This window comes from Vibrio sp. R12-SW3-ISO1 (genome assembly GCF_059834005.1).
This window is the reverse complement of sequence record NZ_JCBDGK010000041.1, coordinates 65349-82016: the sequence shown is the minus strand read 5'-3', so window position 1 is coordinate 82016 and position 16668 is coordinate 65349. Positions and strand designations below refer to the sequence as shown.

Here is a 16668-nt window from a genome sequence, read left to right as displayed (position 1 = left end):
GGATCTTAATTCCAAGAAATGATGAGCGTGGTTCGATGCGCGATGCAACAAAATCTGGCTTGCGATAATTTTGTGACCTAACGCTATTTAAGTGTTGGGTTGTTGATTTAATTATCAAAATGACATTATTCACTAAAATCGGACGATTTTTTCACAGAATTTTGGCATGATTGATTGCTAAGTTGCGGTGAAATCTATTTATAATTCTGATGCTTAGCGTTTCGTTACCGTTGACTTTCTCGCCAAGTGATAGGCAGATAGATAAAAAAGTTGGCGAAAATCAGAAGCTTGGCATACACTTTTCAAAGTAACGCCGATATGTTGTTGATTGGCTTACCGAAAGTACTGGGTGTTGCCTTGGCGCAACTATGTTTAACACAGCTTTGAGGAAAGTTTTATGGCGCTCACAAAAGCCGATTTGGCTGAAAACCTGTTTGAAAAGCTTGGATACAGTAAACGGGATGCCAAGGAAACGGTTGAAGCGTTTTTCGAAGAGATTCGTAAAGCTCTAGAAAGTGGCGAACAGGTAAAACTGTCAGGGTTCGGAAATTTTGATCTTCGTGATAAGAATGAACGACCAGGTCGAAACCCGAAAACTGGTGAAGACATTCCTATCAGTGCACGCCGTGTAGTCACCTTCCGTCCTGGGCAAAAACTGAAAGCCCGAGTTGAAAACGTGAAAACAGAAGGTTGATCTGACAAACAGCGCCCTGTGCGATGATGGCAGTCCGAATTCCATAAAAAATCCCCAAGTCTTTGACTCGGGGATTTTTGTTTTTATGCCATGGCGATACAAGAGTGGGGGTTAGTCGCGCTTCCACAGGATGTGGCAAAACTTATGTTCTGGATCGCGGCTGACTAATAGACGCGCGAATACGTCATCCAACACGTCATTGTCTTCATTGACGAGTCCAACCCGAACCTCTGCATACGTCTCTTTGTCGACATCAAAGCCAACATGGCCCGCCCAATCTTCTCCGGTTTTAACCAGTTCGGCAGCACCACGGTCATCAAATTGCGCCGTAAACAGAATCACATCTGCGGGCTCAAGATTATCGGGAGCCATCTCTAGAAAGATGTCGTAGGCCGTGTCAATGGTGTCATCGTAAGAAATTAGATCAGACATATTACGCTCGGCTTGTGTATTTACGTTCAGCAGTGTTGATGATGACGCGATCGCCAGTGGCTATGTACTCAGGTACTTGCACGACAAGGCCAGTCGAGAAACGAGCAGGCTTGGTGCGAGCAGATGCTGACGCACCCTTGATCGATGGGTCGGTCTCTTCAATCACAAGTTCAACTGAAGCGGGCAGTTCAAGTGCAACCGCGTTGCCGTTGACTAAAACCACGTGTAAGCCTTGAATCTCTTCAGTGATAAATAGCAAGTCATCTTCGATATCATCGCGTTTAAAGGTGTACTGAGTGTAATCTTCATTGTCCATGAAAATGTACTCGTCACCATCAACGTATGAGAATGCTGCGGCGCGTTTGAACATGTCGACAGTGTCAAGTACGTCATCGGACTTGTAGCGCTCATCAACGCGAGCACCAGTCGTGAGGTCAGTGCAACGCAGTTTATAAATTTTTGAACCGCCGCGACCGCCAGGAGTCGTCACTTCAATATCTTTGATGAGTAGCGTTTTGCCGTTAGATACAATCGCAAAACCTTTCTTTAGCTCACTTGCCTTAGGCATGAACGTTTTCCTTTATATGGGTGTATTTTGGCGCATTATATATCAGTTATTCTTTGAGAAGGAATAACTTGATTGCACAGAGCGTGTGAGCGATCATTAAAGTCACCATTGATTGACAATAAGTTCAGACTGTTACCACATGCCTCTTCCCGTTATCGACCCAACTCAACCGTTCCAAGCTCGTTATCAGCCTGCAATAGGGGAGCTGATGGCCTATTTACAAAGTGGACTGGGTGACAATCTCCACAGCGTTTATCTCTATGGCAGTGTGGCGCGTAAAACGGCGATCGAAGGGAAGTCCAATATGGATGTCATCGTGATTACGCATCGCTCTTTTAGCGATTCGCGGTCATCTCTGTTTAATACCATCAAATTTCACTTTCAAAAGCGTTATCCGTTTATTACTGGGGTTGCTTTTAAAACTGGTTTAGCCAGTGAGGTGGCGAGTTTAGAGGGTATTCTTTCTTGGGGATTTTTATTGCGTCATTGCGCGGTGTGTATTCATGGTGAAGATCTCTCGGAGTGCTTTGGCGATTATGAGCCGAGTTGGGAAATCGCTAAGCAGTGGAACATGGACGTCGAGGATTGGATTGCCGTGTACCGCAATCGAATTGCGCGCAGCAACAAACCCGAAGACCAAAGTCATGCTCAAATCATCATCGCCAAAAAGCTGCTCCGAGCAAGCTACTCATTGGTGATGGTTCGAGACAAACAGTGGTTCGATGATCCCATTGAGTGCGGCCAGCAATTCTTACGCTACCATCCTGAAAAGCAGCTCGACATTGAGCGCTTGGGGATTTTACTGTCTGGGCGTGTTATCCCTAAACGCTCTGTGGTGGGTCTGTTGGATTCCTTTGGTGATTGGTTGGTCAAACAGTACCAAAAGACGGAATTTAAAATCGGTTAGAACAAGCCAAGTTGAGGCTCACTCAAGCGTGCAAAGTCGAGCCCGATAAAGGGCAGAATTGCATCTGCGACGGGTTTGAGTTGTTTATCAATGTAGTGCTGATAATCAATCGGACTCTTTCGATACTCTTTGGGTTCAGGCCCTTGTGTGGTGATGAGGTACTCGATTCGGCCTTTGTTTTGGTATTGCAAAGGTCGACCAAGTTGCGCGTTTATTTCATCCGCCATTCGAGCGGCTCGCACTTGAGGCGGAATGTTCTTTTGATACTCATGAAGTTTGCGCCGTAGCCTTTTCTGATACACCAACTCCTCATCAAAGCGCCCGTCTAACGTCTGCTCGACACAATCTCTAACGTATTGACACGGATCCTCACCGTGAAAGACTAAGCGATAGAGCTCATTTTGAAAGCGCTGTGCCAGTGGCGTCCAGTCTGTACGGGCGCTTTCTAATCCTTTAAACACCAGGCGCTCGCCGCTCTCGGTGACAATCAATCCTGCGTAGCGTTTTTTCGATCCTGTTTCTTGGCCGCGAATCGTTGGCATCAAAAACTTTTTGTAATGGGTTTCGTATTCCAGCTCAAGCATCGAGGTTAAACCGTATTCTTGGCTAAGATGCTCACTCCACCACGCATTGATGTGTGTGGTCAGTTGCTGGCCTATCGCATCAGCTTCTTGCTGGCTTAAGCTTGTCCCTAGTGACACAAAGGTCGAATCGGTATCGCCGTAGATCACTTGATAGCCTTGGGACTCAATCAGGCGTTTGGTCTGCTTCATGATTTCGTGGCCGCGCATGGTGATGCTAGAGGCGAGGCGTGTATCAAAGAAGCGGCAGCCCGACGAGCCTAATACACCATAGAAGGAGTTCATGATGATCTTAATGGCCTGAGAAAAGGCCTTTTCATTGTTTTTCTTCGCTCTATCGCGTGCGGCCCACAAGGTTTCAATCATGGTAGGCAGAAAATGGGTGCTGCGGTGGAACTGGCCGCCGCGAAAGCCTTCGACCGCTTGGTGGGCCTCTTTACCTACCTCAAGCTTCAGCCCTTCGACTAGCCCGATTGGGTCAATCAGAAAGCTGCGAATGATCGAAGGGTAGAGGCTTTTAAAATCCAGCACCAGCACCGAATCGTACAAACCCGGGATTGAATCCATCACATAGCCCCCGGGACTGGCTAGCCAGTTCTCAGGCTGTAAGTTGGGAGCCACGTAACCGGCGCGATGGATCTGCGGTAGATAGAGGTTGGTGAATGCGGCGACAGAGCCTCCGACGCGATCCAACTCAACACCGGTTAACCGCGATCGTTCGATGGCAAAATCGAGCAAATGGGTATGGGCGAAGATTTTATTGACCAATACACAGTCTTGCAGGTTGTAGCGGGCGAGAGAGGGTTTGTCGTGTCGAAACATGTGGTTAATTTCATCCATGCGATCATGGACGTTGTGGATCTGTTTCCCTTCGCCAAGAAGCTCCTGAGAAACGGACTCCAATGACCAACTGCGAAAGTGATAAGTCGCGGTTTTTAACGTGTCGATACCGTCCATGACGACGCGACCGGGGATCGAGATGAACGCTTGGCCGGTCGATGCAGATGAGCGGAAGTAGGCTTTTTGGTTGCCTCGCCCTAAGTAGAGCGCCATCTTGTGCCATTGGGCTCGTTTATCGAGCAAGCGAAAGTCAAAATCAATCACGTTCCATCCGATGACCACATCGGGATCATAGGTTTGGAACCAGTGAACCAGAGCTTGGAGGAGGGCTTTCTCATCACTGACCCACTCTATCGGAGTATCGGCGGCTTGTGGCGTTCCCACCATAATCACGCGACTGTCTTTGGGGCTGTCTAACCCGATCGAATATAGAAGGCCTTTTTCGGAGCATTCGATATCAAGCGACACCACATGGAGTGTTGGGGTGTATTGGCCTTGGCGACATTTGGCGTTGCTGACTCGAACATAGCCTGACTTTTGCTCTACGTGACCGACAAACTCTACGCTACCCTGAATAAATCGTTCCATGAGGAATCTATCCGCAAGGCGGATGTCGTCTTCCAAAACGAGGACATCTTGCTGCTTCAACTGTTGGCTGAAGGCCGTCGCCGTTTGAATGGTGGCACTGTAGCAAGCCGCGAGAGGGGTGTGGGTAAAGCTTTTCAGTTCGAGGGGTTGGATAGTGGCATCGAACCCATGCTGTAAGTTGATCTCGCGCGCTTGGTCTATATGCGATTGCGGGATAAAGAACACGGGTTTTTCGCCCACAATGACCAGTTGCATCGGCCCTTGCGCGGTAGAGAGCCAGAGGTCAATTTGAGTGCGGCGTCCAACATCGCGTGCTTGGCGTGTCAGTAAAAAACCGTGTTGAATGGTCATAGTAAAGCGTGTTCCTTGGTGAGCATGATAACCCCAATTGGATGCTGTGATGGGCCATGCTCGACCAGTGTAGCACAGGCGGCTAAGTGATAACGCTAGTAATAAACGTAAGCCGTCAACTGCGCGAGAAGCTCGTCACGATGCCAGTGCCGGTAGCTTACTTCACTGCGAAGGGCGAAATCTGACGTCATGGACCAATGCCAGTGGGTACTGGCTTGCGCTTTGTGAGAGGCAGGAGAATCGAACAGACTGAGGTACTGGCCCTGCACGCTCACTTTATGCGCCTGATTGATTTGATAGAGCAGACCCACCTCGGCCCCTGCGCCGAGGGTAGCTTGGTAGTCGGTCAGCGCACCACCACTTAATTCAGCGGAGAGCAGCGCATAGCCGTGTACGAGATTGGGATCCCCCCATGCCTTTCCCACTCCCCCTTGGCCAAACCAGCGTCCGGACGTGTTGGTGCTATCGGGCTGTCTGTCAAAGCCTGTGCGAATATTCCATGCCCAACTGCTGAAGACGCGATTACTCGGCGCAAGCGCCATTGCATCAATAATATACAGCTTCTCTAACCGGCTTGTGCCGTTGTCATCAAGGCTCATTTGCGCATCAAGAAAGCTAATTTGTGCGCCGGGAATAAATCCAGCTTGCGAGTCTAATAGATCATGATACGCGGCGCGCCAATCTAAGGTCAGCCGATGACGGTTGAGATCGGAGTAGCGGTAGCCTAGCCCGACACGCGCAGAACCATGCCCATGTTCAGGCGATACGCTAGGTACGGGGACGTCGCTGAAGGGTGAGGGGGTTTTAATGATACTGCGTTGATACAAGAGGTCGGTGAGCTGTTTGGCGGTAGGGTCGCGCTCTAACCCTTGGTCGTAGAGCTCAAAGTTAAGCCACTCATAGGCGAATTCAAGGATCGCCGCACGTTCTGCATCACTGTATTCTGATGCGCTTGGGTAGATGCCTCTTTTTGCAAGTTGCGCCGCAGAAAAGAGCTCATCACTCATCGACTGCGATTGATGCAGTAAGCGTGTACCAAAGGCCGCACGATACTGGGGCGCGGCTAACAGATCTTGCGCCGCGAGGGCTTTGACTGTATCCGAAGGAATGGCCTGAACGGGGAACTGATCGACTAAATAGAGATCTTCACGAGCCAATTCCAAAAGAGCGAGCAGTTGGTAAGAGCAGTTTTCATCCAAGAAATAGTAATCAAATTGAGCTTGCTGCATTTCCCAGAGATGCAGTAAGACCCGTTCCACTTCATTTTCTGTTAAGTTGAGGGGGTATTCCCAAATATCTCTCGACTCGATGTCATTGTATTCCCTCACCTTTCTGTAATAGGGCATCACGGTATAGCGACCTGGATAAGCGCCAAACAACCCTTTCATCGCATAGAGTGCTGCGTTGTCTTGCGTTTCCGGCTCCGCGGCGAAATTCACCGCAAACGCCACTAATTCTTTATGACGCGTCTGGTCTTTGGCGTCGACGCGCAGCAGGGTGTGGCCAAACATGGAGGACGGGTTATTCATAAAAGCAGTAGGAAACACCAGTGTGAGTCCTTGAGGATCCAGTACCGCCTTCCATGTCTCCAACTCCGGGCAGTCGAGCGTCGCTCGTCGTCCTTGTTGCTCTTCAAGCCAAGTAAAGCGTGCGGGAAATTGGCACCTTGCAATGTGGGCTTGTGCTTCCTCCTGCTGATAGAACGCATGAATAGTCGCCTCAAGCTCTCGCTCTGGCGATCGCTTACCTTGCGCAGAGAAAAAGAATTCGTCCGAATCCACTTGGCTCTCTATACGGCCAGACCAATTGCTCTGATAGTGGCCCAGTTTATGCCAATATGAAGAGTGAGCTAACGTCGCGATGTCTAGTGTGACCTCGGTCGGCGACTCGGCTTGCGCCAAGCAAAGAGGGGAAGAAAGTGCAAGTAAAGCGCCAGTGAGTGGCATCAGTTTTTTCATAGTTGGTCGGGGAGATCCTAAATCGGCTTGCGATGACTTTAACGCCAACATGCTGATAATACGAGTGTTACAGTGATATTCAATACAAGTTTGAGAGGATAAAAGACGCCACACAAGCGTGCAGCGCCTTTTAAGCGAGGATTAAATCGCGTAGTTGGCCAGTGTTTGGTCGCTTGAGACCAAGGCGTTGAGGTTGGTGAACACCTCTTCAGAGGTGACGTTTTCAGACTGGAATACTTGCGAGAAGTTCTCTTGCGCTAGCGTATTGAACGCGCCTTTATCTGATTCTTGGATGCCCCACACTTCAGAAAGTGTCGCGAGCGTTTCACCTTCGCCTTTCGCGATGTCACGCGCAAGATTGTCCATGTTGCCATCGATAAACAGGGCTAATTTCTGGGCTGAGTTGATCGTGCCGTTGCCATCACATCCCAATGTACCAAATGTAATACCAAAGGTTTGGTTACCGAACGTACCGTTTGTTGTGGCGCCTAGCACTTTGAAGACTTTGCCAGATTGACCATCAAAAATCATGGTACCTAGACCACAACCGATATCAGAATCGGCCATTGCGACGTTTGAGAGAGGAAGAGTTGAAGCCAGTGCTGCCACTGCGAGAAGCTTTTTCATACCATATCCTTATATCATTATGGTTCGTCAGCTTAATGCCAACGAAGGTTATGCAACGCAATTCGTTACATCCTTTTTATGAATAGCTGAAATTGATTGCATTTTCAATGCATAGCTACGAATAAAGTATTCATGCTCCAAATGTTGAGAATCTATCGTTTTAAATAGTGTCAAACTATTGATTTTTAGGTTAATTAAGTGCAGTCCAACAGTTATGAAAATAAGTTCTTGCTAAACTTTGCGTTTGGGCACATATTCAGTGCAGGCAATAAAAACCAAAATGAGTTAAACTAGGCAGCCATGCTGTTATCCACTGTATAAGTGGGTGCAGAGCCAAGTTAAAAGTGTGGAGATACAAGTTTGATAAATGTTTTCCTTGTAGATGATCACGAGCTGGTTCGCACAGGGATACGACGTATTATTGAAGACGTCCGTGGAATGAACGTAGCAGGGGAAGCTGTAAGCGGTGAAGATGCAGCAAAATGGTGTCGTAGCAATCATGCAGACGTCATTTTGATGGATATGAATATGCCCGGTATTGGTGGCTTAGAAGCGACAAAGAAAATCCTGCGATTCAATCCAGATGTAAAAATCATTGTTTTGACTGTTCATACGGAAAATCCGTTTCCAACGAAAGTGATGCAAGCGGGAGCTGCCGGTTACTTAACCAAAGGTGCAGGTCCTGATGAAATGGTCAACGCGATCCGCGTTGTTCACAGTGGTCAGCGTTACATCTCACCAGAGATAGCGCAGCAGATGGCATTAAGCCAATTCTCACCCGCCTCTGAAAATCCATTCGCTGATTTATCAGAGCGTGAGCTGCAAATCATGATGATGATCACCAAGGGGCAAAAAGTGACGGACATTTCCGAACAACTCAATCTTAGCCCCAAAACGGTAAACAGCTATCGCTACCGTTTGTTCAATAAGCTGCACATCAGTGGCGATGTTGAATTGACGCACCTAGCGATACGACATGGAATGCTCGACACCGAGACCCTCTAGTGACACAAACGTTTGACTCGGTAACCTTCCTTAAGACTGTGACCAATCAGCCCGGTGTGTACCGCATGTACAACACCGAGGCTGAGGTTATTTATGTCGGCAAAGCTAAAGACCTCAAAAAGCGCCTCTCTAGCTATTTTCGCAAAAATGTGGATAGCGAGAAGACTCGTGCGCTCGTTAGTCATATCGCCAAGATAGATGTCACCGTTACGCACACGGAGACGGAAGCCCTTATTCTTGAGCACAATTACATCAAGCAGTATTTGCCTAAGTACAATGTGCTATTGCGTGACGATAAATCCTATCCGTACATTTTTGTTAGTGGTCATAAGCACCCGCGGCTTTCAATGCATCGTGGGGCGAAAAAGCGTAAAGGTGAGTATTTTGGTCCGTATCCTGACTCTGGTGCTGTTCGAGAAACGTTGCATCTGATTCAGAAGATCTTTCCGGTTCGTCAATGTGAGGATACGGTATACAGCAATCGCACCCGCCCTTGTTTGATGTACCAAATTGGTCGCTGTGCTGCACCTTGTGTCAGTGACGTTATTTCTGACGCGGAATATCAAGAGTTGGTTGATCTCGTGCGCTTGTTCTTACAAGGCAAAGACAGCCAAGTGCTCTCGACGCTGGTGGAAAAAATGGAGCAGGCGAGTCAGTCACTGCGCTTTGAAGATGCGGCTAAGTTTCGCGATCAGATTCAAGCCATCCGCCGTGTGCAAGAGCAGCAATTTGTCTCTGAAGATTCGATGGACGACATGGATGTACTGGGTTTTGCTCAAGAGAAAGGCATCGCGTGTATCCACATCTTGATGATTCGCCAAGGCAAGGTACTTGGCTCTCGAAGCCATTTTCCTAAGATCCCAGCAGAGACGGATGCACAAGAAGTCTTTCACAGTTTCCTGACTCAGTACTACCTCGCGCACAATGAAGCACGCACCGTACCGACGCGTATTATCTTAAATGCGGGGTTAAGTGACGAAACCAAAGCGTTGCAAACTGCGCTCAGTGAGCGGTTAGGTCGTAAAGTCCATTTTCACACCAAACCGACAGGGACACGGAGTCGCTACCTCAAACTGGCGAACACCAATGCACTGACGGCAATCACCACCAAGATCAACCATAAAATGACCATCTCCCAGCGCTTCAAAGCACTTCGGGAGGTATTGGGTATGGAGACGATCGCCCGAATGGAGTGTTTTGATATCTCACACACCATGGGTGAGAGTACGATTGCCTCTTGTGTGGTATTCAATCACGAAGGCCCTTTGAAGCAAGAGTACCGGCGCTACAACATTACCGGGATCACCGGTGGCGATGATTACGCCGCGATGGGGCAAGCCCTTGAGCGCCGATACGCCAAGCAGCTTGATGTCGAAAAAATCCCCGACATTGTCTTTATTGACGGTGGTAAAGGTCAGCTTAACCGAGCTCATGACATCATTTCGCAATACTGGGGGGATTGGCCAAAGCGACCCAAACTGATTGGTATTGCGAAAGGGGTGACACGAAAACCTGGCCTAGAAACCTTAATCACCACCGATGGTGAAGAGTTCAACTTGCCCGGTGACGCGCCTGCTTTGCATTTGATGCAGCACATTCGCGATGAGAGCCACAATCATGCGATTGCCGGGCATCGTGCGAAACGTGGTAAAACACGCCGTACGAGTGCACTTGAAGGCATTGAAGGCATCGGACCGAAACGTCGTCAGGCGCTGCTGAAATACATGGGCGGTTTACAAGAGCTCAAACGTGCAACTGTTGAAGAAATCGCCAAAGTTCCGGGCATCAGCCACTCTTTGGCAGAAAACATCTATCAAGCATTGAAACAATAAGAAAAATCCCGCAACATAAGAGCCCGCCAAAACGGCGGATTGCCAGCCGTACGCACACAAAAAGAGCCTTAAATAAATATGCGTTTAAACATTCCGAACCTACTGTCTTTGTTGCGACTTTTCTTGATTCCCATCTTCGTCGTGGCATTTTATCTTCCTTACGCGTGGGCTCCATTCGCGGCGGCAATGATTTTCTTTGTGGCAGGGTTCACCGATTGGTTAGATGGCATGTTGGCGCGAAAACTGGGTCAAACTTCCCGTTTTGGGGCGTTTATCGATCCTGTTGCGGACAAAGTGCTGGTGGCAACCGCCTTGATTCTGATTACCGAGCACTTTCACTCCATTTGGGTGACCATCCCTTCTGTCACCATGATTGCCCGAGAGATCATCATCTCTGCATTACGTGAATGGATGGCGGAAATTGGCAAACGCGCCAGTGTCGCCGTCTCTTGGGTTGGCAAAGTGAAGACGGTGAGCCAGATGTTTGCGCTTTGGGTTCTGATTTGGCGTTACGATGATTGGATGATTTGGCTCGGCTACGCGGCATTATACGTCGCGACGTTTCTTACCTACTGGTCGATGGCGCAATATTTGTTGGCCGCCAAAGACGATCTACTCGACGAAGAACATCATTAATCCATTACGTTCATTATTCACGCACACAGCCCGTCAATCGACGGGCTGTGTTGTTTCTAATGCTGAAGGTTCAGTCAAGGCGGGTTGTTGCGCCGGAACGTAGTGACTGAGTTGCTCTATAGGGCTCGGCATCGCAAAACAGTAGCCTTGCAAGAAATCCACGTCCAGTTTGGTGAGTTTATCCAAATGCGCGGTGGTTTCCACGCCCTCTACCACGACGCGCAGCCCAAGCCCTCTCGCCATCACGACGATGGTCGAGACAAAGTTTAGGTCGTTGTCGTTAAACACGATGTCTTTGACAAACGAGCGGTCAATTTTTATCTCATCAATCGGCAGTTTTTGCAGTAAAGAGAGAGAGGAGAAGCCGGCGCCGAAATCATCGAGTGAGATTTTCGCGCCCGCTTGGCTCAAGGTGGTGAGCGCTTGTAAGCAGGCGTCGAAATCTGTGATGGCGGCGGTTTCTGTGACCTCAAAACAAAAGCGGCTGACAGGAAGGTGGTGATGATGAATGATGGAGAGCAGCTCATGGGCGAAGTCGGGTTGGATTAACTGCTTTGCACTCAAGTTGACAGAGACATGCTGGTAGCGGTTAAGGCTGACGGACTGTTTGATGTCGCGACACACCTGATGAATCAGATGCTTACCCAGAGCACCAATCAGGTTGATTTCCTCTGCGAGACGAATGAATTGATGCGGCGCAACGTGTCCAAGCTGCGGAGAGTGCCAACGCGCCAAGGCTTCCACAGCGGTAAAGTGATTGTCCGTTGGGGAAAACAGCGGTTGGTAGTGCATGACGATTTCGCGGTTTTCAATCGCGAGTTTGAGGTGATGCTCCATGGTCACTTTATCAAACAGGGATTCTTCGTCTTGTTGACGATAGCAGGCGGGCTGTGTTGCACCTTGGCGCTTGGCTTGGTACATGGCAATGTCTGCCCGCTTGATGAGATCATCGGGCGTTGTCGCATCCCACGGATACATGGCAATGCCAATACTGCCGCTGGCGACCAGCTCAATCTCTTCGCAGTGCAGCGGTTTTTTGATGACGTCCAACATATCACTGGCGAGCGCCAGCGCTTGTTCGCGGTTTGCCACATCGCAAAAGAGTAAGAACTCATCACCCCCGAGTCTGGCGATGCGATGTGTCGCGGCTAATGTGCTTTGGATTTGTTGCGTGACGTGTTGCAACAAGGCGTCACCGACATGATGACCAAAAGTATCGTTGATGAATTTAAAGCGATTTAAATCCATCAACATGACCGCTTTGGGCTGTGTAGGTAGGGCGGCAAGTTGGCTGTTCATGACTTCAATGATCTTGCGGCGGTTCGCTACGCCTGTTAGAGCGTCGTAATAGGCCATTTGACGGATTTTTTCCGCGCTCACTCGGCGCTCGGTGACATCGGTGACTGAGCCGATCATTTTCACCGCGCGACCCTGCGCATTATATAGGGCGGAACCAGCCGCATTGACCCACAATATCTCACCTTTCGAACTTTTTAAGCGAAATTCCAACTTGAAAGGGGTTTGATCGCGCAGATGCTGCTTGAGCGCTTCCTTTAGCGTCTCTCTATCTTCATGGTGAGCTAAGTCGATGACCTGTTCGAGAGGGTAGACGCCGCTGGTTCGGCTGCTCTCTATACCCACCATCGCCAGTAAACGACCATTGAGGCGAAAATGGTTAGCGGCGATGTCCCACTCCCAAATACCATCGTTTGAGCTATTGGACACCACTTCGAGTTGTTCTAGCAGTTGCTGTGATTGTTGCTCGTTATGTTTGCTGGTGGCAATCAGTGCGTCACGCTCGATAAACAGCGCCAGCATATCTAAATAGTTATTGAACATCGCCATCGAGTGAATGTTGACTTCGTCACTGATGGCGTCCACAACCGACACCAGTTTCCACTGCTGCTGGGTTCCGGTGGCGATCGGGATGATGGTGGCAATGTAGTGGGTATCGTGTTGGATAAACGGAAAACTCTCGATCCCGTCGCTGATACGATGTTGACTATCCAACGTGCTAGGATGTGTCATCCCTTTCTCAGCCCAACTGTCAACGTGGTACTCACCATGACGCCCTGTGGCTAAACATGCCCAAGCGAGCGGACTGTTATAGATACTCTGGGCATCTAAGATGGCAGAAAAGCCCTCTTGAGCGAGGGAATAAAAGTTTTCGAAAATCTCAAACGACGATCGCCCTTCATTGGTCAGTAAAGCTTGGCGAATCGGGGAGCCGAGGGTGGGGTCGATGGCCTTGCGATCTTCGCGAGGCTCAACGCCACAAGAGCGCCGCACAATCAACTGTTGCTCGAGCGATGTGCTGATTCTTGAATAGGGTGCACCTTGCATCCGCTTAAGGGCTCGAAAGAAAACATCTCGAGTGAGCGTCTCAAGCCTTTGGTCGACAGTGGTGAGCGGTGGAGTAGTGTGGTCGCCAAGAAAGACATTGTCCACACCAACCACCGCGATGTCCTGCGGTACCTTTAGGCCCTTGTGTTCAAGCTGTTCTATCATTCCAATCGCATTGTGGTCGGTGGCACAAATAATCGCGCTACACGGTGATTGGCGCTGTTGATAAAGCACCGCTGCTTCACGGCCACCGGCCAGCGAGCAGTTGTTGACTTCGAAGATCATCGCTTGACTGGCAGGGTGACCATAGGCCTGTTGGATGGTTTTATAGGCAGAGAAACGTTGTCGAATGTCATCAACGGTAAAATCGCCACAAAAGCCTATCTGGCGGTGACCAAGTGAGGTGAGATGCTGGTAGAGGGCGGTGATTCCCTGAGCTTGGTCGCTAAAAAAGTGTTCAACGTCCAATGAATAATGCCCACCCATTGAAAGGACGGGAATGTTGAGAGAGAGGGCATGTTCAACCAAACGTTCACTGGCGCAACCGAGCAATACAATGATGCCATCTAAATGCAGAAAACCGACGGGTAAATCGAACTCTGGATGATCGCCACTGCGAATAAACATCAGGTTGATATTGTTCTCAAAGGCAAGCTGCCTGAGGGTCGCGTTTATCTCACCCATGTAAAATCCACTCAGCACCGGCATGATGATACCCAGCGTCGGTCGCGTTGGAATAAGGTTGTCTGGTCGCTGCATTGGGGCTTTTCTCTCCGCCATATTCTTTTTAGAACTTCATTCTATATAGAACTCAGTGTCGAACGAGCAGCAAAGCAAGATTTTGTTTCTTGGCTCACGCTCTGTGCAAGAGGGTACGGGGCCTAGCGCACAGTTGGTGTCGATTTGGTTGACAACGAAACAGACAGAAACAAGGTAAAGAATTGGCGGAAATTGAACAGAAAATAGTTAATTTTGAAAGTTTTGGCGGTAAATTAGACAAACGATTCAAAAAATAAAAATTAGTGTTGACGAACAAGTTCGAATCCGTAGAATGCATCCCGTACCCAAGAGGAAGGCAGCAAGCAAGCAAGCAGCTTAACTTGGTACGACGAAGGCGCGTTGGCAGAGTGGCTATGCAGCGGATTGCAAATCCGTGGACCTCGGTTCGACTCCGGGACGCGCCTCCATTTGCGACACTAGCTCAGTTGGTAGAGCGCAACCTTGCCAAGGTTGAGGTCACGAGTTCGAACCTCGTGTGTCGCTCCAAATATTCAGATAGCGATGATTCGATATCTAGATGGTGTGTTACGTTTCCGTAACGGCATCACAAATTTAGATTTGTGTGCCCTGGTGGTGGAATTGGTAGACACAAGGGATTTAAAATCCCTCGGCGTTCGCGCTGTGCCGGTTCAAGTCCGGCCCGGGGCACCATCTAACGCTAAGTTATTAGCAAACCTATGCGACACTAGCTCAGTTGGTAGAGCGCAACCTTGCCAAGGTTGAGGTCACGAGTTCGAACCTCGTGTGTCGCTCCAAATTATAAGCCCTAGCAGAAATGCTGGGGCTTTTTGGTTTTTGGTGATCGTCCTTGCCAGTGAATATTATCACCGTCTTAACTTGTAGCCGATTTAGCTGCGGCGCAGGCACCCAGCGCTCTAAGGCTTAGTCAGTTGAAACAGTTTTCCGCTGTCTGTACTAAACACGATGCCTCCGTTGGGGAGCACTTCGATATCTCGAATACGTTCACCTAAAGGCTCCAGTAAGCGCGTCTCTTCGATGATGTTGTTGTTTTGCAAGGTCAAGACGTTGATATGGGTGAGTTTTAGCGCCCCAGCGAGAAGTTTGCCATCCAGCTCAGGAAAGGCCTCGCCGCGATACAGCACTAACGAGCCAGGTGCGATAGACGGGACATACACTTTTCGGGGAGACGTCACGCCGGGCGCTTCTTCAGCTTCACCTACCGCAAGCGGCCCCCAATACTCTTTGCCGTGCGATGTGATAGGCCAACCATAATTCGCGCCTTTTTCTATCAGATTTATTTCATCGCCGCCGCGTGGCCCATGCTCTATAGACCAAAGTGTTTGACTCGGGCCGTCGTAAAACAGTCCTTGGGGATTTCGGTGACCATAGCTCCAAATTTCTGCTTGCGCATCCTTCTCGGTAACAAAAGGGTTGTCTCTTGGGGCTGTACCATCGGGATGAAGCCTTAATATCGAACCTGCATGCGTGGAACGATCTTGACCATTGGGCCGTTCACCACGGTCGCCGACGGAGAGGTAAAGGTATTGGTCATCAAAGGTAATCCGGCTGCCAAAATGGCGACCGGTATCAGAGCCAGATTTTGTCACGAGCAGTTCACGCCACTGGTTGAGTTTACCCGCTTGAATCGTTGCAGTTGCCAGTGCGGTTTCAAGCGCATCGCCGACACGTTTAGTGAAGGTAAAGTAGTAGCGATCGCTCTCGAAAGGTGAACGGGCGACATCCAACAATCCACCTTGTCCTGACACCGCCACATCGCTGACTTGATGGATGGCCGTGTAGCGCTGAGTGTTGAGATTCACTTGACCGATTTCGCCATTTCTCTGGCTGATAAGTAAGGTGGTGTCATCGACAGCGGCGATTCCCCAAGGGACATTGAGCCCGGAGACGATAAGATTGGCTTGCCACTCCTTCTCTGACACTTGCGCAGTGGCGTAAGTGACGTTCAGTGAAGCAAGTGTATAGATTAAAAAAGCGCGTGTGAGAAATAGCTTGGTCATACATCGTCCTCTGAGTTAGAGCCGAAAACTAGTCCGTTATGAATGATTTTAGCATCCATACGTCGCAGCCGTTGTGCTCTGTTTCGTCCATTGGCTCGGCTAAGTGTGTAAAGCCTAAGGATTCATACAGAGCGATGGCTTGCGTCATGCTTGCGAGTGTGTCGAGATAGCACTCTTCAAATCCGGCGGATTGAGCGAACGCCAAACATTGCAACGCCAACGCTTTGCCGATTCCGAGACCGCGAGTTTCAGGCAAAAGAAACAATTTCTTCAGTTCACAGCGCGTAGCGGATTGGCCAAACGGCGCCAAACCACACCCACCAACGACTTTGCCATCTAAGAGAGCAACCAAGTAGAGGCTGCGTTCGCTCGGTCGGTAGTGCTCACTCATGGCGAGCACTTCGGCGTCGGAAGGGCCAAAGCCTTCCCCAATGGCACCGAACTCTTGCCCGACACGTTTGATAATATGGCAGATTGCGTCGTTATGTTCCGCTGTGATTGGGGTGATGGTATGGTCTTGAGTGGTGGTATAGCTCGGTGTGTCCAA

Annotated in this window: 13 protein-coding genes and 4 tRNA genes; 9 read left to right on the top strand and 8 right to left on the bottom strand. The window is 49.4% G+C overall.

What is annotated here, in order from left to right; all coding sequences use genetic code 11:
- Positions 1-397: 397 nt before the first annotated feature.
- Positions 398-694 carry an integration host factor subunit alpha gene (ihfA, locus tag AC6R0R_RS12110; protein ID WP_334550680.1) on the top strand — a complete coding sequence of 99 codons (297 nt, stop codon included), beginning with the start codon at positions 398-400 and terminating at the stop codon, positions 692-694.
- 111 nt (positions 695-805) lie between these two features.
- On the opposite strand, the gene AC6R0R_RS12105 is transcribed toward ihfA, so the two are convergent.
- Positions 806-1126: an HI1450 family dsDNA-mimic protein gene (locus tag AC6R0R_RS12105; RefSeq protein ID WP_500626864.1), complete on the bottom strand. Its 321-nt coding sequence runs from the start codon at positions 1124-1126 to the stop codon at positions 806-808.
- 1 nt (position 1127) lies between these two features.
- A complete protein-coding gene (gene yeiP / locus AC6R0R_RS12100) occupies positions 1128-1694 on the bottom strand; it encodes an elongation factor P-like protein YeiP (protein WP_334550677.1) in 567 nt (188 codons plus the stop codon).
- A gap of 139 nt (positions 1695-1833) precedes the next feature.
- Here yeiP and AC6R0R_RS12095 point away from each other — a divergent pair, with 139 nt between their 5' ends.
- Complete coding sequence (locus AC6R0R_RS12095; protein ID WP_500626863.1) at positions 1834-2601, top strand: nucleotidyltransferase family protein; 768 nt, start codon at positions 1834-1836, stop codon at positions 2599-2601.
- On the opposite strand, the gene AC6R0R_RS12090 is transcribed toward AC6R0R_RS12095, so the two are convergent.
- The 3 genes from AC6R0R_RS12090 to AC6R0R_RS12080 form a co-directional block, all read right to left on the bottom strand.
- Positions 2598-4961 carry a DNA polymerase II gene (locus AC6R0R_RS12090; RefSeq protein WP_500626862.1) on the bottom strand — a complete coding sequence of 788 codons (2364 nt, stop codon included), beginning with the start codon at positions 4959-4961 and terminating at the stop codon, positions 2598-2600. The genes AC6R0R_RS12095 and AC6R0R_RS12090 overlap by 4 nt on opposite strands.
- A 95-nt stretch (positions 4962-5056) precedes the next feature.
- Complete coding sequence (locus tag AC6R0R_RS12085; protein WP_500626861.1) at positions 5057-6919, bottom strand: Lnb N-terminal periplasmic domain-containing protein; 1863 nt, start codon at positions 6917-6919, stop codon at positions 5057-5059.
- 141 nt (positions 6920-7060) lie between these two features.
- A complete protein-coding gene (locus AC6R0R_RS12080) occupies positions 7061-7546 on the bottom strand; it encodes a DUF3015 domain-containing protein (protein ID WP_334550671.1) in 486 nt (161 codons plus the stop codon).
- A gap of 360 nt (positions 7547-7906) precedes the next feature.
- Here AC6R0R_RS12080 and uvrY point away from each other — a divergent pair, with 360 nt between their 5' ends.
- From uvrY to pgsA, 3 genes are all read left to right on the top strand, one after another.
- Positions 7907-8551: a UvrY/SirA/GacA family response regulator transcription factor gene (uvrY, locus tag AC6R0R_RS12075; protein ID WP_334550669.1), complete on the top strand. Its 645-nt coding sequence runs from the start codon at positions 7907-7909 to the stop codon at positions 8549-8551.
- Positions 8551-10383, top strand: a complete 1833-nt coding sequence (uvrC, locus tag AC6R0R_RS12070; protein WP_500626860.1) for an excinuclease ABC subunit UvrC — start codon at positions 8551-8553, stop codon at positions 10381-10383. The genes uvrY and uvrC overlap by 1 nt, the downstream gene beginning before the upstream one ends.
- Before the next feature lie 78 nt (positions 10384-10461).
- Positions 10462-11019 carry a CDP-diacylglycerol--glycerol-3-phosphate 3-phosphatidyltransferase gene (gene pgsA / locus AC6R0R_RS12065; RefSeq protein WP_500626859.1) on the top strand — a complete coding sequence of 186 codons (558 nt, stop codon included), beginning with the start codon at positions 10462-10464 and terminating at the stop codon, positions 11017-11019.
- Between the two features lie 33 nt (positions 11020-11052).
- Here pgsA and AC6R0R_RS12060 read toward each other — a convergent pair whose 3' ends face one another.
- Positions 11053-14142: an EAL domain-containing protein gene (locus AC6R0R_RS12060; RefSeq protein WP_500626858.1), complete on the bottom strand. Its 3090-nt coding sequence runs from the start codon at positions 14140-14142 to the stop codon at positions 11053-11055.
- A gap of 333 nt (positions 14143-14475) precedes the next feature.
- Here AC6R0R_RS12060 and AC6R0R_RS12055 point away from each other — a divergent pair.
- The 4 genes from AC6R0R_RS12055 (at position 14476) to AC6R0R_RS12040 (ending at position 14897) form a co-directional block, all read left to right on the top strand.
- Positions 14476-14549, top strand: a tRNA-Cys gene (locus tag AC6R0R_RS12055).
- Between the two features lie 3 nt (positions 14550-14552).
- Positions 14553-14628, top strand: a tRNA-Gly gene (locus AC6R0R_RS12050).
- A gap of 78 nt (positions 14629-14706) precedes the next feature.
- Positions 14707-14793, top strand: a tRNA-Leu gene (locus AC6R0R_RS12045).
- A 28-nt stretch (positions 14794-14821) separates the two neighbouring features.
- Positions 14822-14897 (top strand) — tRNA-Gly (locus AC6R0R_RS12040).
- Positions 14898-15017: 120 nt separating this feature from the next.
- On the opposite strand, the gene AC6R0R_RS12035 is transcribed toward AC6R0R_RS12040, so the two are convergent.
- Together AC6R0R_RS12035 and AC6R0R_RS12030 are read right to left on the bottom strand one after the other, a co-directional pair.
- Entirely contained in the window at positions 15018-16121 is a 1104-nt protein-coding gene (locus AC6R0R_RS12035; protein WP_500626857.1) for a PQQ-dependent sugar dehydrogenase, read from the bottom strand.
- Between the two features lie 28 nt (positions 16122-16149).
- Positions 16150-16668: a GNAT family N-acetyltransferase gene (locus tag AC6R0R_RS12030; protein WP_500626856.1), complete on the bottom strand. Its 519-nt coding sequence runs from the start codon at positions 16666-16668 to the stop codon at positions 16150-16152.

Coding starts and splice junctions, on each gene's coding strand:
- AC6R0R_RS12080 (WP_334550671.1), bottom strand. CDS start 7,546: ATGAAAAAGCTTCTCGCAGTGGCAGCACTGGCTTCAACTCTTCCTCTC.
- AC6R0R_RS12090 (WP_500626862.1), bottom strand. CDS start 4,961: ATGACCATTCAACACGGTTTTTTACTGACACGCCAAGCACGCGATGTT.
- AC6R0R_RS12105 (WP_500626864.1), bottom strand. CDS start 1,126: ATGTCTGATCTAATTTCTTACGATGACACCATTGACACGGCCTACGAC.
- ihfA (WP_334550680.1), top strand. CDS start 398: ATGGCGCTCACAAAAGCCGATTTGGCTGAAAACCTGTTTGAAAAGCTT.
- AC6R0R_RS12060 (WP_500626858.1), bottom strand. CDS start 14,142: ATGGCGGAGAGAAAAGCCCCAATGCAGCGACCAGACAACCTTATTCCA.
- AC6R0R_RS12085 (WP_500626861.1), bottom strand. CDS start 6,919: ATGAAAAAACTGATGCCACTCACTGGCGCTTTACTTGCACTTTCTTCC.
- pgsA (WP_500626859.1), top strand. CDS start 10,462: ATGCGTTTAAACATTCCGAACCTACTGTCTTTGTTGCGACTTTTCTTG.
- yeiP (WP_334550677.1), bottom strand. CDS start 1,694: ATGCCTAAGGCAAGTGAGCTAAAGAAAGGTTTTGCGATTGTATCTAAC.
- AC6R0R_RS12035 (WP_500626857.1), bottom strand. CDS start 16,121: ATGACCAAGCTATTTCTCACACGCGCTTTTTTAATCTATACACTTGCT.
- AC6R0R_RS12095 (WP_500626863.1), top strand. CDS start 1,834: ATGCCTCTTCCCGTTATCGACCCAACTCAACCGTTCCAAGCTCGTTAT.